At 68.7% G+C, this 20224-nt stretch carries 19 protein-coding genes; 9 read left to right on the forward strand and 10 right to left on the reverse strand.

Annotation, left to right across the window (positions count from 1 at the left end; genetic code table 11):
• Nucleotides 1-12 precede the first annotated feature (12 nt).
• Complete coding sequence (locus tag EH231_RS08015) at nt 13-687, reverse strand: SDR family oxidoreductase (protein WP_090433200.1); 675 nt, start codon at nt 685-687, stop codon at nt 13-15.
• A 178-nt stretch (nt 688-865) separates the two neighbouring features.
• On the opposite strand from EH231_RS08015, the gene EH231_RS08020 reads away from it, so the two are divergent.
• The 5 genes from EH231_RS08020 to EH231_RS08040 all read left to right on the forward strand — a co-directional run bounded on the left by EH231_RS08020 (nt 866) and on the right by EH231_RS08040 (nt 5570).
• Nucleotides 866-1660 (forward strand): ABC transporter permease, encoded by a 795-nt coding sequence (locus tag EH231_RS08020; protein WP_090433202.1) that lies wholly within the window; start codon nt 866-868, stop codon nt 1658-1660.
• A complete protein-coding gene (locus tag EH231_RS08025) occupies nt 1651-2745 on the forward strand; it encodes a sulfate/molybdate ABC transporter ATP-binding protein (protein ID WP_090433203.1) in 1095 nt (364 codons plus the stop codon). The genes EH231_RS08020 and EH231_RS08025 overlap by 10 nt, the downstream gene beginning before the upstream one ends.
• 239 nt (nt 2746-2984) lie before the next feature.
• Entirely contained in the window at nt 2985-4001 is a 1017-nt protein-coding gene (locus EH231_RS08030) for an alanine and proline-rich secreted protein Apa (RefSeq protein ID WP_124712197.1), read from the forward strand.
• A 231-nt stretch (nt 4002-4232) separates the two neighbouring features.
• Nucleotides 4233-4535 carry a GlsB/YeaQ/YmgE family stress response membrane protein gene (locus tag EH231_RS08035; RefSeq protein ID WP_090433207.1) on the forward strand — a complete coding sequence of 101 codons (303 nt, stop codon included), beginning with the start codon at nt 4233-4235 and terminating at the stop codon, nt 4533-4535.
• A 36-nt stretch (nt 4536-4571) separates the two neighbouring features.
• Entirely contained in the window at nt 4572-5570 is a 999-nt protein-coding gene (locus EH231_RS08040) for a zinc-binding alcohol dehydrogenase family protein (RefSeq protein ID WP_090433400.1), read from the forward strand.
• Between the two features lie 11 nt (nt 5571-5581).
• On the opposite strand, the gene EH231_RS08045 is transcribed toward EH231_RS08040, so the two are convergent.
• Nucleotides 5582-5935, reverse strand: a complete 354-nt coding sequence (locus tag EH231_RS08045) for a hypothetical protein (protein WP_321180041.1) — start codon at nt 5933-5935, stop codon at nt 5582-5584.
• A gap of 239 nt (nt 5936-6174) precedes the next feature.
• Here EH231_RS08045 and EH231_RS08050 point away from each other — a divergent pair, with 239 nt between their 5' ends.
• Entirely contained in the window at nt 6175-6759 is a 585-nt protein-coding gene (locus EH231_RS08050) for a CGNR zinc finger domain-containing protein (protein ID WP_090433212.1), read from the forward strand.
• A 46-nt stretch (nt 6760-6805) separates the two neighbouring features.
• Here EH231_RS08050 and EH231_RS08055 read toward each other — a convergent pair whose 3' ends face one another.
• Together EH231_RS08055 and EH231_RS08060 are read right to left on the reverse strand one after the other, a co-directional pair.
• The gene (locus tag EH231_RS08055) at nt 6806-7570 is read right to left on the reverse strand and encodes a CPBP family intramembrane glutamic endopeptidase (RefSeq protein ID WP_090433214.1); all 765 of its coding nucleotides are present in this window, start codon (nt 7568-7570) and stop codon (nt 6806-6808) included.
• Nucleotides 7571-7622: 52 nt separating this feature from the next.
• Nucleotides 7623-9992: a phosphoketolase family protein gene (locus EH231_RS08060; RefSeq protein WP_090433402.1), complete on the reverse strand. Its 2370-nt coding sequence runs from the start codon at nt 9990-9992 to the stop codon at nt 7623-7625.
• 150 nt (nt 9993-10142) lie between these two features.
• Between EH231_RS08060 and EH231_RS08065 the strand changes: the two genes are divergently transcribed.
• Both EH231_RS08065 and EH231_RS08070 read left to right on the forward strand, forming a co-directional pair.
• Nucleotides 10143-11585: an aldehyde dehydrogenase gene (locus tag EH231_RS08065; protein ID WP_124712198.1), complete on the forward strand. Its 1443-nt coding sequence runs from the start codon at nt 10143-10145 to the stop codon at nt 11583-11585.
• A 10-nt stretch (nt 11586-11595) separates the two neighbouring features.
• Nucleotides 11596-13083 (forward strand): acetyl-CoA acetyltransferase, encoded by a 1488-nt coding sequence (locus EH231_RS08070; protein ID WP_090433218.1) that lies wholly within the window; start codon nt 11596-11598, stop codon nt 13081-13083.
• Between the two features lie 25 nt (nt 13084-13108).
• On the opposite strand, the gene EH231_RS08075 is transcribed toward EH231_RS08070, so the two are convergent.
• The 5 genes from EH231_RS08075 to EH231_RS08095 form a co-directional block, all read right to left on the reverse strand.
• Complete coding sequence (locus tag EH231_RS08075) at nt 13109-16237, reverse strand: helicase HerA domain-containing protein (protein WP_090433220.1); 3129 nt, start codon at nt 16235-16237, stop codon at nt 13109-13111.
• The gene (locus tag EH231_RS08080) at nt 16237-16881 is read right to left on the reverse strand and encodes a hypothetical protein (RefSeq protein ID WP_090433404.1); all 645 of its coding nucleotides are present in this window, start codon (nt 16879-16881) and stop codon (nt 16237-16239) included. Before EH231_RS08080 ends, EH231_RS08075 begins: the two co-directional genes overlap by 1 nt.
• A gap of 149 nt (nt 16882-17030) precedes the next feature.
• A complete protein-coding gene (locus EH231_RS08085) occupies nt 17031-18257 on the reverse strand; it encodes an NAD(P)/FAD-dependent oxidoreductase (protein ID WP_124712199.1) in 1227 nt (408 codons plus the stop codon).
• Nucleotides 18258-18268: 11 nt separating this feature from the next.
• Complete coding sequence (locus EH231_RS08090) at nt 18269-18997, reverse strand: DUF72 domain-containing protein (RefSeq protein WP_090433224.1); 729 nt, start codon at nt 18995-18997, stop codon at nt 18269-18271.
• Nucleotides 18998-19006: 9 nt separating this feature from the next.
• On the reverse strand, nt 19007-19588 hold the full coding sequence (locus EH231_RS08095; protein WP_124712200.1) for a hypothetical protein: 582 nt from the start codon (nt 19586-19588) through the stop codon (nt 19007-19009).
• Between the two features lie 55 nt (nt 19589-19643).
• Between EH231_RS08095 and EH231_RS08100 the strand changes: the two genes are divergently transcribed.
• Entirely contained in the window at nt 19644-20021 is a 378-nt protein-coding gene (locus tag EH231_RS08100; RefSeq protein WP_090433228.1) for a hypothetical protein, read from the forward strand.
• Here EH231_RS08100 and EH231_RS08105 read toward each other — a convergent pair.
• The gene (locus tag EH231_RS08105) at nt 19989-20222 is read right to left on the reverse strand and encodes a hypothetical protein (RefSeq protein ID WP_409365868.1); all 234 of its coding nucleotides are present in this window, start codon (nt 20220-20222) and stop codon (nt 19989-19991) included. The genes EH231_RS08100 and EH231_RS08105 overlap by 33 nt on opposite strands.
• Between the last annotated feature and the right edge of the window lie 2 nt (nt 20223-20224).

Below are 20224 nucleotides of genomic sequence, written 5' to 3' on the forward strand. Positions count from 1 at the left end.
GACCCTAACCCGTTATCCCAAAGTGGCGAGGGCACCGCGACTGACGTGCAACGTCTGTCCGGTGATGTGGCGGGCGGCCGGTGTGGAGAGGAACACCGCCATCCGGGCGAACTCGTCGGCGACCGACGGCGGCGTGCTGCCGAGGCCGTCGTAGCCGGGGTCGGCCGACAGGCCGGGGGCGATGACGTTGACGGTGATCCCGCGGGTGCCGAAGTACGTGGCCTGACCGGCGGTCCAATCGCCGAGGGCTGCCTTGACGGCAGCTTCGGCGCTGCCCTCACGTGGGCTCGCGGGCACGACGTTGATGATGGAACCGCCCGAGCGCAGGTGGTCACCGACGATCTGCACGGTCAGCACCGCTGAGACGACGGTGGCCTCCAGCGCGTTGCGCCACGCGGTGGCCAGATCGGTCAGCGTGAAGGCGCGGGGGTCCTTGGCCTCGAACAACGGAGCCGGGACGTTGACCAGGGTGTCGAGGTGGTGGGGGAACAGCGCGCGGGCGTTCTCGAGGCTGGACGGATCGGTGTTGTCGAACACGATCGACTCGACGTCGAGCTGCTTGGCGGCCAGCTCCAGGTCTTCGCGGCGCGCACCCGCGATGACCACGTTGTGGCCCGCGTCGAGGAAACCGGCCGCGATCGTGCGGCCGAATTCGGTGTCGCCTCCGGTGACCAGCACCTCCGCCATGATGTACCTCCATGTACCAGGGGATCGCCGCGCCGGGCGGGGGCGACCAACGGCCAATGTTACTGGACAGTAGCTAGGACACGAAACTCGGCGCGCCAAATGCCGGCTCGCATAAGGTTGCGGGGATGATTCGACCCAGCGCTCTCACCTGCGTCGACGTGGTCGGCGGGGTCAGATCGTGACGAATCCGCCACGCCTTCCGCGCTGGATCTATGTCCCCGCGGCGGCGGGCGCGATATTCGTCGTGCTGCCCCTGGTGGCGATGGTGGCAAAGGTCGACTGGCCACAGTTCGGTTCGCTGATCTCAAGCGCGTCGTCCACCGCGGCGTTGAAGCTCAGTCTGGAGACCTCGCTGGCCAGCACCGCGTTGTGCGTGCTGTTCGGGGTCCCGCTCGCGCTGGTGCTGGCCCGCACCGACGGGCCCGTCACCCGGATCGTCCGGCCGTTGATCCTGCTGCCGCTGGTGCTGCCGCCGGTGGTCGGCGGCATCGCGCTGCTCTACGCATTCGGTCGGCTCGGGCTGGTCGGCAGATATCTGGAGAGTGCGGGCATACAGATCGCCTTCACCACGGTGGCGGTCGTGCTGGCGCAGACCTTCGTGTCGCTGCCCTTCCTGGTCATCTCACTGGAAGGAGCGGCCCGCACCGCGGGAGCCGATTACGAGGTCGTGGCGGCGACGCTGGGGGCGTCGCCGGCCACGGTGTGGTGGCGGGTGACCCTGCCGCTGTTGGGCCCGGGATTGATCTCGGGAGCGGTGCTGGCCTTCGCGCGGTCCCTCGGCGAATTCGGCGCCACGCTGACCTTCGCGGGTTCACGTCAGGGCGTCACCCGGACCCTTCCGCTGGAGATCTACCTGCAGCGCGAGAGCGACGCCGACGCGGCTGTGGCGTTGTCGGTGCTGTTGGTCGTGGTGGCCGCGGTAGTGGTCATCGGGCTTGGCAGCCGTCGGCTGCGGGCAGGGGGATGGGCTTGACGTTGCAGGTGCGCGCTGTCGTCGAAAACCGCGGTCTGGACCTGGAATTCGGCGTGGCGGCAGGGGAGGTGCTGGCGGTACTGGGCCCCAACGGCGCCGGGAAGTCGACCACACTGCACTCGATCGCAGGGCTGGTCGGCCTGGATGCCGGACGCATTCAGGTTGGGGATCGGGTGCTGACCGACCCGGCCGCCGGTGTGCAGGTGCCGACGCATGCCCGCAGGGTCGGCTTGTTGCTGCAGGACTCCCTGCTGTTTCCGCATCTGAGCGTGCTGGCCAACGTGGCATTCGGTGCGCGCAGTGGCCGTGGGCTGGGGCACCGCGCCGCGTATGCGAACGCCCACCGGTGGTTGGCCGAGGTCGATGCCACGGAGCTGGCCGACCGGCGTCCCCGCCGGCTGTCGGGAGGTCAGGCACAGCGGGTGGCGCTGGCCCGGGCATTGGCCGCCGAGCCCGAGGTGCTGTTGCTCGATGAACCGCTCGCGGGTCTGGACGTGACCGTGGCGGCATCCATGCGCAAAGTGCTGCGGCGAGTGCTGGCCAGTGATGGCAGGTGCACGGTGCTGATCACCCACGACCTGCTCGACGTACTCACGCTGGCTGACCGGGTGGTGGTGGTGGACGGCGGTCGGATCGTCGAAAGTGGTTCTGCTGCTGAGGTGTTGACAACACCCAAGAGCCACTTCGCGGCCCGGTTCGCCGGGGTGAACCTGATCGGCGGCACGGCGGTCACCGACGGGGTGCTGGCCACCGCATGGGGGGCGAGCTGGCACGGCACGCCGGCGGCCGAGGTGCGGCCCGGGGTGCCGGTGGTGGCGGTGTTCTCTCCGGCGTCGGTGTCGGTGTATCGCGACGAACCGCACGGCAGTCCGCGCAACACGGTCGCGGTGACGGTGGCCGAGCTCGACAGCAGGGGGCCCGGCATCCGGGTGCGCGCCGATGAGCAACCCGATGGCGCGCCCGGCCTGGCCGCCGACATCACCGCGGAGTCGGCCGCCGAGCTGCGGCTGGCCCCGGGAGACACGGTGTATTTCTCGGTGAAGGCGCAGGAGGTTGCCGTCCACCCCGCAGGGCACCGGCGGTGACTGGCGCACGCGGCGTAACGCAGGCGCGTCCGGGTCCGAATCACGTGGTGAGGGTCCCGGCACCGCACGTGTCGGGGGTGGGTTGCCAGGTCCGGCGTGGCGCCCGGCACACACGCGTGTCAGCAACCGTGCGTCTTATCGTTTAGCTGGATATATCCCATCTGTCGCAATCGCACTTTTGAGCACTCTAAGAGCAACTCACACTTGCGTCACGGCCGTAACACGGTAGTTTCTTCCCCATGGACGAGTCGGATGCGATGTCACATCGGCGCAGAGGTCTGTCGAAGAAGCTGGCGCTGGTTGCCATGACCGGTGCGACTGCCGCGGCTGTCGCGCTGCCTGCGGTGGCGTATGCGGATCCCGTGCCGGCACCCCCGGCGCCGGCTCCCGCCCCAGCCGTGCCCGGTGCGCCCGCGCCTGCCCCGGCCGCACCTGCACCTGCTCCCGGTGCCCCGGCCGCGCCTGTCGATCCCAATGCGCCCGCCCCTGCCGCGCCTGCTCCGGCTCCGGCGGACCCGAACGCGCCTCCCGCTCCCGCTCCCGCACCGGCGGACCCGAACGCTCCGGCCCCTGCTCCCGCCGCTCCCGCTCCGGAGCCAGGCCGGGTGGACAACGCCGCGGGCGGGTTCAGCTACGTCGTGCCTGGTGGTTGGAAGGTGTCCGACGCGACCCAGTTGTCTTACGGACAGGCGTTGTTGACCAAGATTCCGCCGGAGGGCACGCCTGAGCCGCCGAACGACACCAGCGTGCTGCTGGGGCGCCTGGACCTGAAGCTGTTCGCAGGGGCCGAGGCCGACAACGCCAAGGCGGCCGTCCGGCTCGCCTCGGACATGGGTGAGTTCTTCATGCCGTTCCCCGGGACCCGGGTGAACCAGGAGACCGTGCCGCTCGACGCCAACGGGCTCACCGGCGTGGCCTCGTACTACGAGGTGAAGTTCACCGATACCAACAAGCCCAACGGCCAGATCTGGGCCGGCGTGGTCGGGGCGCCGCCTGCGCCGGGAACCCCGCGCGGGCAACGCGCACCGGAACGCTGGTTCGTGGTCTGGCTGGGTTCGGCCAGCCATCCGGTGGACAAAGCTGCCGCCGCGACGCTGGCCAACTCGATCCGGCCGTGGACGCCGCCGGCTCCGCCCGCGGGCGATCCCAATGCGGCACCGCCGCCGGCCGACCCGAACGCCCCGCCTGCCCGTCCGGGTGTCGGGGTGCCGGTGCCGGTCACCAATGCTCCGCCGGAGATGCAGCCGCCGGCCTGATATCCGCTCGTCGCTCTCGCCGGCCCTGCTCAGGGCCGGCGTTCAGCATTTCTGGGGTCGGGTGATTTTCGTCTGCCCACCTAGGTGTGACTCGTCCGCGCGATGGGAAACCCATGGGCGAACGCTGATCGTTCCCAAACAGCCAACCGAATCGTTACGTTCGGGAGGTACACCTGGGGTGAGGCTCAGCGAGCCCGCTGGGCATGGCCAGTGACAGGCAGGAGACCTGCAATGGACGTAATGGCGGCTACCGAAATCCTGGCGCGTTCCTCCACGCTGACGAGTGTCGGCTGGATCGGCTACATCATCATCGGAGCGATCGCCGGGTGGATCGCCGGCAAGATCGTCGAAGGCGGTGGCCAGGGCATTCTGATGAACATCGTCATCGGTGTGATCGGCGCGCTCATCGGCGGGTTCCTGCTCAGCTTCTTCCTCGACACGGCCGGCGGCGGGTGGTGGTTCACCCTCTTCACCGCGATCCTCGGATCGGTGATTCTGCTCTGGCTCGTCGGACTGGTGCGCAACCGCAGCTGACCGGAGCGGGTGATGGCCTCCGGAACCGCCGGGAGCATGACGGCCTGGCAGGTCGTCACCCCGGGGCCGGTGAGTTCGCATCCGCTGCAGCGGGTCAGCGTGCCCACCCCGCAGCCCGGGCCTGACGAGCTGCTCGTCAAGGTCCTGGCCTGCGGGGTGTGCCGTACCGATCTGCATGTGGCAGAAGGCGACCTGGCCGTACACCGGCCACGGGTGATCCCCGGGCACGAGGTCGTCGGCGAGGTGGTCGCGGTCGGCGCCGACGCCAGCGGGTTCGCACCGGGCGATCGTGTCGGCGTGGCCTGGTTGCGGCACACCTGCGGGCGGTGCGCCTATTGCCTGCGGGGACGGGAGAACCTCTGTCCGTCCTCGCGGTACACGGGCTGGGATGCCGACGGCGGCTATGCCGAATTCACCACCGTCCCCGCGGCATTCGCGCTCCGATTGCCCGCCGGGTACTCCGACGTCGAACTGGCTCCGCTGCTGTGCGCGGGGATCATCGGTTATCGGGCGTTGTTGCGCACGGATCTGCCGCCGGGCGGCCGGCTGGGACTCTATGGCTTCGGCGGCAGCGCGCACCTGACGGCGCAGGTGGCATTGGCGCAGGGGGCCCGCGTACACGTGATGACCCGGGGCGAGCGCGCCCGCGAACTCGCCCTGGCCCTGGGAGCGTCGTCTGTACAGGGCAGCGCCGACATGCCGCCTGAACCATTGGACGCCGCGATCCTGTTCGCGCCGGTGGGGGATCTGGTGCTGCCCGCGATGGAGGCACTGGACCGGGGCGGTGTGCTGGCGATCGCGGGAATCCACCTCAGCGACATCCCCACCTTGAACTACCAACGGCATCTGTTCCAGGAACGCGAGATGCGCTCGGTCACCGCCAACACCCGCGCCGACGCCCGCGATTTCCTGGCGTTCGCAGGGGAACACCGGATGGCGGTCAGCACTCCGGTGTACGGCCTGGACGGCGCCGATCAGGCGCTGGCCGATCTGAGCGCCGGTCGCATTGCGGGTGCCGCGGTGCTTCAGCTGTAGCTGAAACCCGGTCAGAGTGCGGCGAGCGCAGCGCCCAATCTGCCGTCCAGGTCCCCGTGCCCGAACGCGTACATCGGTCCGAGACCGTCATTGATAACCCGGTTCAGGCGGGCCATGCCGCGCGCGCTCACCGGTAGCGGTGAATGCAGTCGCAGGGTGATCGTGTCGATCGTCGCTTCCGCTGCGGCAATATTCTTCCGGTGCAATGGAATTCGTGAGGACCACAATACGGTGTCGGTTGCGGCCTCGCGCACGCAGCGGCGCAGTACGCGGGCGATCGCATCCCGTTCGGAAGTCGACGTCAGCCGGGCCGCGCGGGCGGCGATGGCACTGCCGGCGGGAGTCGGTGCGCCGACGGCCAGCATGGCGTCCAGGCGACCCGACCTGATCCGTGCGGTCAGGCGGGCCCGGATCGACGGGCGGCAGGGGGCAGGTGCACGGCGGACTGCGGTCGCTGGCGTCGCAGAAATTCGATTGTCGTTCATGGCGATACCTCGTAGTTTTCCCGTATGCCCAGGCCGTAGATCGTGACTACCTATGACCGTACGCTGGTCATGAATGACTAGTCAAACCAATTTAGTGGTCACGGCGGTACGCTGGAGTGATGACGACGACGTGGGCCGGTGACTCCGAGACCAAACCCGCGCCCGGACCTCTGGCCCGGATTCAGGCTCTGGTCAACACGATCGAGTTGCCTGCCGGAACCGACCGTCTCGCGGACCCCGACGATGCGGCGCCCTGGCTGGCGGCAAACGGGTTGCTCGCCGCAGGTGCGCGTCCGACGGCGGCCGAACTGGACCTGGTTCGCCGGGTGCGCGAAGCGTTGCGCGCGCTGCTGATCCACAACACCGGCGGCCCACCGCCGCAGGCCGATCACCTTGCCGTACTGCAGGCGCTCACTGATGCGTGTACCGCGAGGGTCGAGCTGGCCTCCGACGGGCAGGTGCGGTTGGCGGCCACTGGTGAGGGCGTGGACGAGCGTCTGCTCGAGCTACTGCTGGTGATGCGCGACGCGCAGCGGGACGGCACGTGGGCGCGGCTCAAGGCGTGTGCGAACGACGAGTGCACGTGGGCGTTCTACGACCGGTCCCGCAACCACGGCGGCACGTGGTGCGTGATGTCCGAGTGCGGGAACAAGTTGAAGAACCGGGAGTTCCGGGCGCGTCGCCGTGCCGGAGGCGCGAAGTAGGCCCCGTGCCGGAGGCGCGAAGTAGGCCCCGTGCCGGAGGCGCGAATTAGGTCGACAGGTGCCACACCAGGGCGGCGGCCAGTGCACCGACCCCGTTGAGTGACCAGTGCAGGGCGATCGGGGCGATCAGGCTGCCGCTGCGCTTGCGCAGCCAGGTGAACACGAAGCCCGCGACGCCGGTGGCCACGACGGCCAGCACCACACCGGCGACCATGCCGAAGATGCCGCCGCCGAACAGTCGGGTGAAGCCGACGTTCTCACTCGTCAAACCCAGCGAACTGGCGATGTGCCACAGGCCGAACAGCAGTGAGCCCGCTGCAGCGACACCGCGAAAACCCCAGGCCCGGTTCAGGGCCCCGTGCAGCACGCCGCGGAACGCCAACTCCTCGGGGATCACCGTCTGGAGCGGGATGATCACCATCGACGCGAGCAGTGCGCCGGAGATGGTGGCGTAGTTGTCGTTCATGAACATCGGCCGGGTCCACGGCAGCATCGTCCCGATAGCGATCACCGAGACGACCAGGGCCACCGCCGCCAGCGCATAACCGGCCCCGGAGCGCCAGTGTTCGCGACCCAGTCCCAGCTCGGCCCAGCCCAGGCCGCGGGCCCGCACCAGGATCAGCAGGCCGATCGCCGCTGCCGGGACGGTGGCGATGCTCGCCCAGGGGGTGGTGAAGTGCGCGATCAGGTTGGTGACCGTCAGGATGACGATGACGATCCCGATGTCGGCATAGATCCGGAAATGGTGCAATGCCGAGAGCTGGGCCACCAGCGGATGTGGATGCGCGGCGACGGCGCTCTGCTCAGACATAACTTGCCAATCGTACCGGCGCGGTGCAATTACCCAGGTCACACTGGGTTGATCACACCGCGGTCCAGGTCCACTGGGAGATCGCCGGATCGTCCTCGCCGTGTTCCCGGGTGTAGTGGCGGGCGGCCAACCGGGCGTCGACCATCTCCTGGCGCAGCCCGGCGGCACGGGGTCCCAGCCCCTCGACCCGGTCGATCACGTCCATGACCAGATGGAAGCGGTCCAGGTCGTTGAGCATCACCATGTCGAAGGGTGTCGTCGTCGTACCCCGCTCCTTGAAACCCCTGACATGTAGCTGATCGTGGTTGGTGTGCCGGTAGGTCAACCGGTGGATGAGCCACGGGTAGCCGTGATAGGCGAAGATGATCGGTTTGTCGGTGGTGAAGATCGAGTCGAATTCTCGATCGGACAGCCCGTGGGGATGTTCGGACTCCGGTTGCAGCCGCATGATGTCGACCACGTTGACCACCCGGACCAGCAGGTCGGGAAGCTTGCGGCGCAGGATGTCGGCGGCGGCCAGGGTTTCGAGCGTCGGGATGTCGCCGGCGCATGCGAGCACCACGTCGGGTTCACCGGTCGTGGTGCTGGCCCATTCCCAGATCCCCAGCCCTCGGGTGCAGTGCGAGACCGCCTCGTCCATCGTCAGATATGTCAGGGCCGGTTGCTTGCCTGCCACGATGACGTTCACGTACTGACGGCTGCGCAGGCAGTGGTCGGCCACGGACAGCAGGGTGTTGGCGTCCGGCGGCAGGTAGACGCGCACGACCTCGGAGCGCTTGTTGGCGACGTGGTCGATGAAGCCGGGATCCTGGTGCGACGCGCCGTTGTGGTCCTGACGCCACACATGTGAGGTGAGCAGATAGTTCAGCGACGCGATCGGGCGGCGCCAGGTCAGGTGAGAACTGCTGAACAACCACTTGGCGTGCTGGTTGAGCATCGAATCGACGATGTGCACGAAGGCCTCGTAGCAGTTGAACAACCCGTGCCGGCCGGTCAGGAGGTAGCCCTCCAACCAGCCCTGGCACAGATGTTCGGAGAGGACCTCCATCACCCGCCCGTCGGGCGCCAGATTCTCGTCGACAGGCAGGATCTCGGCCTGCCAGGCCTTGTCGGTCTCCTCGAATACCGCGGCCAGGCGGTTCGAGGCGGTCTCGTCCGGGCCCATCAGCCGGAAACGGTCCGGATTGTGGGCGATCACATCCCGCAGGAACGTACCGAGCACCCTGGTCGCCTCAGCGGTATCGGTGCCGGGGCGCTCGACGGTCACCGCGTAGTCGGTGAAGTCCGGGAGGTCGAGGTCACGCAGCAGCAATCCGCCGTTGGCATGCGGGTTGGCGCTCATCCGCCGGGTGCCGGCGGGTGCCAACGCGCGCAGATCGGGCCGCAGCGCGCCCGTGGCGTCGAACAACTCCTCGGGCCGGTAGCTGCGCAGCCACGTCTCCAGCTGCGCCATGTGCGACGGGTTGGTCCGGGTCTCGGACAGCGGCACCTGGTGAGAGCGCCACGTGCCCTCGACCAGTTTCCCGTCCACCTCGTGGGGTCCGGTCCAGCCCTTGGGCGTGCGCAGGATGATCATCGGCCACAGCGGACGGCCAGGTTCACCGTCGAGGCGGGCCGCGCGCTGGATCGCCGCGATCTGGTCGAACGCCTCGTCCATGGCCGCGGCCAGTTGCTGGTGCACGTTGTCCGGGTCGTCACCGGCGACGGTGATGGGCCGATACCCGTAGCCGTAGAACAGGGATTCGAGTTCCTCGGCCGGAATGCGGGACAGCACTGTGGGATTGGCGATCTTGTAGCCGTTGAGGTGCAGGATCGGCAGCACCGCGCCGTCGACGACGGGGTTGAGGAACTTGTTCGAATGCCAGCTGGCGGCCAGCGGGCCGGTCTCGGCCTCACCGTCGCCGACGACGCAGGCCACCACGAGATCCGGATTGTCGAACGCGGCGCCGTAGGCGTGCACCAGCGCGTACCCGAGTTCGCCACCCTCGTGGATGGAACCGGGTGTCTCGGCGGCCACGTGACTGGGAATCCCGCCGGGAAACGAGAACTGGCGGAACAGTTTCCGCAGGCCGTCGGTGTCCTGGCCGATTCCGGTGTAGACCTCGCTGTAGGTGCCTTCAAGATAGGCGTTGGCCACCAGGCCCGGACCGCCGTGGCCGGGCCCGGTCACGTAGATGATGTTCGCGTCGCGCTCGCGGATGATCCGGTTGAGGTGGGCGTACAGCAGGTTCAGACCCGGGGTGGTACCCCAGTGCCCCAGCAGTCGCGGTTTGACGTGCTCCGCGGCCAGCGGCTCATGGAGCAACGGGTTGTCCAGTAGATAGATCTGGCCGACGGACAGATAGTTGGCCGCTCGCCAGTAGGCGTTGAGCTGCTCGAGTTCCGTGTCGGTCAGTGCCGGTGAGAGGGTCGCGTCGCTCATGTTCTCCATAGTGGCCGGTGTCGGTGAATGGCGCCCGCGATCCGGGTACCCGAATTCGTACCGGTCAACCAACGCCACGCGAAATACCCCGCTGCACGCGCCCCGATGTGCTATCCACAGCCACAGAACCCGCGTAGATCGGAGCCCATCATGGATCGCGTTCCCGCCCCGGGCGAGCCCGCCCAGCTGTTCGTCGACGGCGCGTTCCGTACTGCCGAGCGGGCCGAGCCGGTGATCGAGGCCGGCACCGGCGAACCCCTCGGATCAGGCTGTGCAGCAAATGAATCCGAGGTCGACGGGGCGGTCGCTGCGGCCCGCGCGGCATTACCCGGCTGGCGGGAGGTTCCGCTGGCCGAGCGTGCCGCGGTACTGATCCGGTTCGCCGACGCGCTGCAGTCCCGGGCGAACGGCACCAGGGAACTGTGCAGCCGGGAGAACGGGATGCCGCTCGCCTTGTCGCGCGGGGCCAACGGCGCGTTTCCCGCGGCGCTGCTGCGCTACTACGCCGCGCTGATCGTGGAGACCGGCGTCGAGGAGACCCGGCCGAGCATGATCGGCCACACCATCGTGCGGCGTGAACCGGTCGGCGTGGTCGCGGCGGTCATCCCGTGGAACTACCCGCAGGCGCTGGCGGCGATGAAGTTCGCGCCGGCCCTGGCCGCGGGCTGCACCGTGGTACTCAAGGCGGCACCGGAAACGGCCCTGGACGCACTGGTTTTCGGGGACGCGGCGACGGAGGCGGGACTGCCGCCGGGGGTGCTGAACGTGCTGGCCGGCGGACCCGACGCCGGGGCGCATCTGGTGTCGCATCCCGGGATCGACAAAGTGGCCTTCACCGGGTCGACGGCGGCCGGGCGCAAGATCGCCGAGGTGTGCGGGCGGCTGATGCGTCCGGTCACCCTGGAACTCGGCGGGAAGTCGGCGGCGATCGTGCTCGACGATGCCGACCTGGACGCGACGATCCGTGGGCTGCGCAACGCGTCGTTCGTCAACAACGGGCAAACCTGCCACCTCAATTCGCGTGTGCTGGCCCCGCGCTCGCGCTACGACGAGGTGGTCGACGCGGTCGCCGCGCTGGCCGACGGCTTGCGGGTGGGTGACCCACTGGACCCGGCGACCGAGGTCGGGCCGCTGGTCAGCGCCCGGCAGCGGCAACGGGTGATGGGCTACATCGAGGTGGGCCTCGGCGAGGGCGCCAAACTGGTCGCGGGCGGATCGGTTCCCGCCGACCAACCGCGTGGCTGGTTCGTCTCGCCGACCGTGTTCTCCGAGGTGGACAACTCGGCGCGGATCGCGCAGGAGGAGATCTTCGGGCCCGTGCTGACGGTCATCCCGTACGACGGCGACGACGATGCGGTGGCCATCGCCAACGACAGCGAGTTCGGTCTCGGCGGCAGCGTGTGGTCCACGGACGTGGAGCGGGCGACGAACATCGCCAGGGCGGTACACACCGGCACCATCGGGATCAACGACTACCAGCTGGACATGGGCGCGCCGTTCGGCGGCGTGAAATCCAGTGGCATGGGGCGCGAATTGGGGCCCGAGGGTTTGGCCGCCTACCAGATCCTCAAGTCCATCTACCGCGTCGGCTAGGTTCGTGGGCATGACCCTGCCCAGGACGCTCGACCCGCGAACCCCGGTACTGGTGGGCTACGGCCAGGTCAACCAGCGGGAGGAGAAGCCGGACGTCGAGCCGGTCGATCTCATGGTGGAGGCGGCTCGGGCCGCCGCCGACCCGCGGGTTCTGGAAGCGGTCGACTCGGTACGGATCGTCAATCTGCTGTCCTGGCACTACCGCGATCCGGGTTTGCTGTTGGCCCAGCGCATCCGGGCCGACAAGGCCGCGACGCGCTACACCGGGGTGGGCGGCAACGTACCGCAGACACTGGTGAACGAAGCCTGCCTGGATCTGCAGGGTGGCAGGGCCGAGGTGGTGCTGATCGCCGGCGCCGAGACGTGGCGTACCCGCAGTCGGCTGCGGGCCCGCGGGGCCAAACCGGACTGGACGCGCCAGGACGAATCCGTGCCGGAGGCCCCGGGTGCGCATGACGGCGTGCCGATGGCCGGTGAGGCCGAGATCCGGATCAAGCTGGACCGCCCGGCCTATGTGTACCCGATGTTCGAGCAGGCGCTGCGGATCGCGGCCGGAGAGACCAGCGATGAACATCGCAGGCGGATCGGCGAGCTGTGGTCACGGTTCAGTGCCGTGGCGGCGGGCAATCCGCATGCCTGGAGCCGGGAAGCCGTGCCCGCCGAGCAGATCTGGCAGCCGGGGCCGGACAACCGGATGATCAGCTGGCCCTACACCAAGTTGATGAACTCCAACAACATGGTGGACCAGGGTGCGGTGCTGATCCTGACCACCGCCGAGAAGGCGACGTATCTTCAGATTCCCACCGACCGTTGGGTTTTCCCGTATGCCGGGACGGACTCGCATGACACGTACGCGATCGGGGAGCGGGCCGAGTTCTACCGGTCGCCGGCGATCCGGATCGCCGGGCGCCGGGTCCTTGAGCTGGCCGGTGTGGGCTCTGACGAGGTCGACTTCGTCGACGTGTACTCCTGCTTCCCGTCGGCGGTCCAGGTGGCCGCGGCCGAAATCGGTCTGCCCCTGGCTGATCCGTCGCGTCCGTTGACCGTCACCGGCGGGCTGACGTTCGCGGGCGGGCCGTGGAACAACTACGTGTCCCACTCGATCGCCACCATGGCCGAGCGGCTCGCGGCCGATCCCGGGACCAAGGGCCTGATCACCGCCAACGGCGGGTATCTCACAAAGCACAGTTTCGGCGTGTACGGCACCGAGCCGCCGCCACACGAGTTCCGTTGGCAGGACGTTCAACCCGAGGTGGATGCCGAGCCGACGCGGCTGCTGCAGGTGGAATTCACGGGCACCGGCACGGTGGAATCGTGGACCACGCCCGTCGATCGCGACGGCACCGCGGAGCGGGCGTTCCTGGCGGTGCGCACCCCGGAGGACGGTCGCACGCTGGCCCGGATCGTCGACGAGTCACAGGCCGCGGCGACCATGACCGAAGACATCGCAGGGGCGAAGGTGCAGGTTCACGCCGACGGCAGCGCGACCCTGCTCTGAGCCCCCCCGGGGCCGGGTCAACAGCTCAGCGCGCGACCGGCTCTCGCTGCGCCAGCGCGAGGACCTCGTCGGTCGTCGGCGGGCTGGGCGGATGGTTGGACAGGCACCACGGCGTCTGGATCTTGTGGAAGGCATTGCCTTCCAGCGCCACATAGAACTGGCCGGACCGCAGCTTGCTGATATCGGGTACGTGGCCGCCCTTCACCCGGGCCATCTCCCGAGCCACGGCGATCTGCGCAGGGGAGTTCAGCAGACCGTAGAACTGCGTCGTGGCATTGCCCGGGATGTGGTTGTGCAGACCGCGTGGAGACTGCGTGGCGAACACCAGCCCCAGCCCGTACTTTCGCGCCTGCGACGACAGCGCCAGGGTGCTGTGTGTGGAGGCAGTCGTGTGACTGGACGGCGCGAAGTTCTGCGCCTCGTCCATCACCAGCAGCCCACCCAGCGGCCGGTCCCCGGCCGGGTTGCGCTTGATCCAGGCGAACAAGGCCATTTGCAGCTGGTTGACGAACCCTTCGCGTTGTTGATCGCTGGTCAGACCGACCATGCTGATCACCGATACCCGGGCCCGGTAGCCCGGTGACGGTGTCAACAGCACCCCGGGGTCGGCGGCAGTCCCGGAGCCACCGAACAGCGGATCGTTGACGGTCGCGGCCCGAAGGTTCTGGGCCAGTTCGGTGGCCAGTTTGTGCGCCCCGCTTAGTGCGCTGACCTCTGGGGGCAGATTGCCGAGCAGGTCGATGAAGCCGCCCAGGGACACCGAGGGGCTGGCACCGTAGAACCGCAGCGCCTCACGCAGCACCGCGCGGGACCGCTCGGCCTTGGCGGTGTTGCCGGCGATCAGGGCGCGGGGTTCCAGTGCGGCGACGGCGGATTCGACGGCGTCGGAGAACTCGTCGGCGTCATCGATGACGCTGGCGAAGTCGGGGAGTGGGTGGAAGGACAGCGGGCGGCCGGTCGACCGGCCCGGCGTCCACACCACGACCTCGGCGTTGTCGAAATACGCGTCGGCGCGTTCGTCGTCGGCCGGGTTCCATCCTGGCGGATTGTCGGGCCAGCGGGCGCCCAGCCGGGACAGGTCGTTGTTGGGGTCCAGGACGATCGACGACACGCCCCGCAGCGCGCACTCCTCGACCAGGCGCCGGATCAGCACGGTCTTGCCCGATCCGGAGCCGGCGAAGATCGCGGTGTGCTTGCGCAGCGCGGCCAGGTCCACCGATACCGGGCGCCCGCCGGGGCTGTCCAGGCCCAGGGTGACGGCGGTGGGCGAATGCTCGATCACCGGCGCGGGCGGCGTTACCCGTATCGGTCCGGTCGCGAGTTCGGCCTCCACATCGATCTGGGCCGGTGGCGGCGGATCGCCCGCGATGTCCCCGAGCGCGGATCGCAGCCAGCCGATCCCGTGGGCGGGCCGCCGCCGGCGCAACCACTCGGGCAGGTCGGGGTGATTGTCGTCGATCAGATCGCGCAGCGCCGTCATGGTGCGCACGTCGTCCTCGTTCATCGGCAACACCCGACCGCCGGCCGCCTCGAACTCGGCGATCGCCACCGCGGTTTTCGCGCCCTTCGGCCACGCGGTGTTGCGCAGCAGGAACAGCCGGCGCCGGTCAGGGTTGAAACCGGTTGCTTCCCAGGCTTTCCGAATCCTGTTCTGCACCGCGACGGCATTGCCGGACGAGATGGCGCGAAACGCCCAGTGCCGCTCGTCGTCGGTGGCGGCGTCGAGCGTCTGGCGCAGCCGCCCGTGCAGCACCACCCGTTGGCCCGGCAGCGGATCGGGGCGAAATGCCTGCCCTGCCTCGCCGAGTTCGGTGATCCACGCATCCAATGCCGCCGACAACAGGCCGGGCATCGTCGTGTCCTCGCCGTCGGGGTCGAGCGCGGCGACGGTCACCGCGCGGCGCCGGTAGTCGGCGAAGCGGCGGTCCAACTCGCCGGTGTCACCGGCGGCGGTGCCGCCCGCAGCGGGTTCGTGTGGTTCGGCCACCTCACCGGTGAGTTGGGACAGTTCTTCGATCGTGTCGCGGTCCAGGCAGCGGCGGACATGGGTGTCGGCCCGCTTGAGCAGTTGACGCGGCGTGTACTGGGTGGCCTCGTCGAACGCCGAGGGCAGGATCGGCCAACTCGGGTACGGCGCGGTGAATCCGATGGACGCGTAGCTCGCGGTGAACCGCCGTTCCAGGATGGCGCGGCCGACCTCTGGCGTCGGCAGGCCCTGCAGCAGAGCGGTGGTCCGGAACCGGTCCTGCACCGTGGCGGTGGCCCGGTCCTGGATCGCCTCCCAGGCTGCGGGAAGGCAGGCCACCACACCCACCGTGCGCCGCATGGTTTGGCGGATCGACATGAGCCCGTGCGCGATGTGCTCCAGGTCGCGGTTATCCGGCGCAGCGCCGACGGCATCCGTGCGCTCGGTGGACTGGGCCAGCAGCGTGTCGATCTGGTCGAGGGCCAGAACCGACGGCCCGGCCAGGGCGATCAGCCGGGAGATGTCGCGTACCGATTCCTGCGGGGTGAGCACCGGCGCGGGCAGCCCCCAGGCCTCCCGTTCGCCGCTGCCGGTCAGGAACGCCTCGCCGACGTCCTGCAGCTCGAGGTCTCCGGCACCCAGCAGCACCAGGGCGCGCAGGGTGTGGTGCGCGCGCTTGACGGTGTGGCGGTGGACCTTGTGCAGCGAGTTGACGAAATCGTTGAGGATCTCGGGAGTCAGGTCGTCGTCGCCGATCACAGCGCGACGATTGGCCCGAGAGATGTGGGCCACCGAGGACAGTTCCCACAGCAGATCTTTGAGTTGGGTTTCGCGCTCGCTGCCCGGCCGGCCGAGGCTTTCCAGGATGCCCGCGCGGGCGGACTGCCAGAAGCTGGCCGCGTCGAGAAGTTCGACGAGGAAGAAGAAACCGCCGCCGGTTTGCACTTGTTCGCGCACCTGACCGAGCAGGTGGGTCTTGCCGGATCCGGCCGGGCCGCGGACCACCACGCCCAGCGGGCTGGAGTCGGTTTCCCGTTCGGCATCGCCGAAGGCGGCCAACACGTCGGCCATCGGCCGGTCGTGCAGCCCGCGCACGTGCAGCGCGCCCTGCGAGTGCCACAGGTCGTCGGCGGTGGGCGCCCAGGTCAGGCGGAGCGCGCTGAGCGCTTCGCGGTGCTGTAATTCCATCAGGACTCGATCGCGATCAGGTGTTTGTCCTGGTTGCCTATCTCCACCGCGGCTTCGCGGTCTGCGGGGGTGAGCACCTTCTGGTTCTCCTCGGGGATCAGGCTGACGCCGGGTTGCTGATAGAGGCTGATCAGGGCGGCGTCGACGGTGGGGCGGGGCAGCCCGGGTACGGCCTGACGCAGCCGCAGCAGACTCACCCAGCCTCCGGGCCGGGCCGTCAGCCCGGCATAGGCGGTGCGCAGCTGGATTTCGGGACCGGCTTCGGGAGCCGGCGTGGCCGCCTGGGCGGGCGCCTCGGCGGGCAGGAACACGTCGGCGGGAACGAGGTCGGCGTGTTCGAAATAGCGGTGCAGCGCACCCAGCAGCGTGTACAGGGCCTTGCCCTGTCCGGTGGACCGCGGTGGTGCGTCGGCGCCGAACAGGGATCGGCACAGCGCCCACCCCGTGTCGGTCAGCTCGTGGACGAGGGGCCGGGTGCCGGTGGACTCGATCAGGCCCAACCGGTTGAGACGGTCCCGCTTCGGTTTGTCGAGTTTGGGCCCGAGCCGCTCCAGCTCGGCGTTGGGCACCGGGCGTGACTCGGCCATCAGCACCAGCAGGACTGCCTGCTCGGTGCCGGACAGCTCGTCGGGTGCGACATTCACCGGATGCTCACCTTCCTGCTGTCGTGGGTGTGGCACGCGGGCGCCGATGCCGGCACGTGTCTCAAGCACGTTAGCGCGTACTCCCGACCGCGCGAGAATGTTGTTGCGCCGCACGGTTTTCGCGCACGCGGCAGGCGCGGTGCCCCCAGCTACCCGGGCGGCAGTGTCTGGGCAGGGTCGGCGATACGTTCCGGATCGACGGGCTCGGCCGATCGGATCAGTGCCTTGACGTCGTCAAGGACGTCCCACACGTTGACGTTCATCCCCGCCAGAACACGGCTCTCGGCGTCGAGCCAGAATGCCACGAACTCGCGCCCAGCAACGTCGCCGCGGAAAACTACTCGCTGATATCGGGGTGCGTGGCCGACATATTCCATGCCGAGGTCGTACTGATCGGTGAAGAAATAGGGCAGTTCGTCGTATTCGGCGCTTTTGCCCAGCATCCCCGCGGCCGCCACCGCGGGCTGTTTGAGTGCGTTGGCCCAGTGCTCGGTGCGGATACGCACCCCGAAGAAAGGATGTTGTGCGGCGGCGATGTCGCCGACGGCGAATATGTCGGGATCGCTGCTGCGTAACGATGCGTCGACGAGCACCCCGCCGTCCGCGATGGCCAACCCGGCCTTTTCGGCCAGTCCGATGTTCGGCGCCGCGCCGACGGCGATCAGGACCGCGTCGGCGGTGACGGTGGAGCCGTCCCCGAGTCGCAGACCGGTGGCGGTGCCGTTGTCGGTGGTGACCTCCTTCACCGACTGATCCAGCCGCAGATCGACCCCGTGCTCGCGGTGCAGTTGCGCGAACACCTCACCCACCTCGGCGCCGAGGGCGGCCAGCAGCGGCAGGCGTGCGGACTCGACGACCGTGACGTTCACGTCGCGGCCGCGCGCGCCCGCGGCGACCTCCAGTCCGATCCATCCGGCGCCCACGACGGCCAGCGTCGAACCCGGGGTCAGCGCGGCGCTCAGGGTCGCCGCGTCGTCGATCGTGCGGAGATAGTGGACTCCGGCGGCGTCCGATCCCGGAATCGGTGGTCGGCGTGACGAGGATCCGGTGGCCAGCAGCAGTTTGTCGTAACCGACGGCGGTGCCGTCGGGCAGTGCGAGCGTGTGCTCGGCGGCGTTGACGGCGGTGACCTCGGTCCCCAGCCTCAGCTCGACGTTGTGGTCGCGGTACCAGGACGCCGGATCGACGGTGAAGTCGTCGAGCTTCTTCTTTCCGGCCAGGTATTCCTTGGACAGCGGTGGACGCTCGTAGGGGAGCTGGTCCTCGGCAGCGAACAGCACGACATGCCCGTCAAAGTCGTTGTCCCGCAGAGCTTCAGCGGCCTTGGCGCCGGCCAGGCCACCGCCGACGATCGCGAATGTGGACGACGTTGTCATGCCAACTCAGCCTACTCGCCCGATACCAACTGCTTCAGTTTTCGGGCGTTGCGTACCGCATGACCACCGAGATCGTTGTTGAAGTACACGACGACGCGGTGGTCGTCGCGGTCCCACTGCCGGATCTGCTGTGCCCACCTGTTCAACTCGTCATCGGAATAGGAACCGGCGTACATGGCCTCGTCACCCGGACCGTGCATCCGGACATAGACCAGGTCACCGGTGACCACCGGGCGGCAGGTCAGCCCGGGGCCGCTCATCACGACATACGCCGCGCCGAAACGCTGCAACAGCGCATCCACCGCAGGTTCCTGCCAGGAGGGGTGGCGCAACTCCATCGCCACCCGGATCTGGCGGGGGAGTTGGGAAAGGAAACCGGTGAGCAGTGCGTCGTCGCGCTCCAGGGCGGGGTGAAGCTGGACCAGGAGCGCCTCGTTGTGTGCGCCCAGTAACTGCCAGTAGCGCTCGAACCGCGGCGTCCAACTCTCCGGTGACCGCAGCCGCCGGTAGTGGGTCAGGCCGCGAGGCGCCTTGACCGACATGGTGAAACCGCTCGGCACCTGCCGGCTCCACCCGGTGAACGTGGTCTCAGCGGGCCAGCGGTAGAAGCTGCCGTTGAGTTCAACGGTGTCGAACTCGCCGGCGTAGTGGGCCAGCCGGGATTTCGCCGGTGTGCCCCGCGGATACAGCACGTCGGTCCAGTGGTCGTACGACCAACCCGAGGTGCCGATCCTGATCATGTGCCATCGCTAGGGGACGTCTGTGTAGTGCGGGGTGTAACCCTCGGCGGAGAAGGTGAAACCTCGGCCGGTCACCTCCCGAACGCAGGACACCCCGGACTGTTCCTGGACGTTGCAGCGGAATCCGGCCACTGCCAGCACCTTCCCGAACGGCAGCACGACGGCGGCCGATTGCGCGAACTCGGGCTGTGCCAGGTTGGCGAATTGGGCGTCGTTGTCCCGGTCGAGCACAAGGGCATTCGGTGCTGCCGTCCCGCCGGTCGCGTCGGGCACCTCCTCGGGTGCTCCCGCCACCGCCATCGCCGATGTGCCGCCTGCCGGTTGGCAGCCGGCGCGATCGCGGGGCAGGATCGCGCACTGCCACCGACCGCTCGGGGTGCTGAAGTAATAGGCCTTGTGGCCGTTGACCTCGAGCGCGTAGTCGGCGGCGTTGACCAGATGCGCGGTTCCGAACGCCGGTGGCGCCGCGGTGGTGCTCGTGGGCGGTGGCGACGCGGCGTCGTCGGTATTGACGACGGTTCCCGACGCGCATCCGGCGAGTGCGGACGCGGCGGCTCCAAAGATTGCACACCTGACGAGGCAAGCCTTCACGACGCAAGACCCTAGTCAATCGTCGCGGCCGCCCGGACGGTAGCGTCGAATTTCCGTGACACCTGATGCCCGCCCCGCGGCCGCCCGGCTCACCACGGCACTGCTCGCCGCCGGGGTGGCGGAGCTCAGTGCCTCGGCGAAGATCCACGGCGTGGCCGGAGGGCTCGGCTTCCTGTCCGCGACCTGCGGATGCTTCGCGCTGGCAAGGTATTTCGCCCACATGGGGGACCGGGTCTGGATGGTGGTTTCGGCGGGGGTCGGCGTCGCGGTGTTGTCGGTGGGCGTCTACCTGGGCCTCAACGCCGGCGCGCAGACCGAGACGTTCAACTATGTGCCGACATGGATCAGTGGTGCGGCGTTGTGGCTGTTCGTCGCGGCTGTGGCGGCGCGACTGTTGCACTCACAGCGCGACGCACACGTCGGCGCCCAGTAGCAGCACCGGCCACAGCAGCGTCACCTGGCCGAAGGCCACCAGATCGGCGCCGGCCGGGAACTTGGTCAACAGGCTCGATTCGATGAGCTGCACCTGTTCGGGATGGAAGAACGTCCAGACCAGTCCGATCACGAGGTAGGGCAGGGCCAGCCACATCAGCGTCTCGAGCACCTGCTCGACGCTGGCTTTGTGGCCCAACATCC

This window comes from Mycolicibacterium nivoides (genome assembly GCF_003855255.1).
In the GTDB taxonomy this organism is placed as follows: Bacteria; Actinomycetota; Actinomycetes; order Mycobacteriales; family Mycobacteriaceae; genus Mycobacterium; species Mycobacterium nivoides.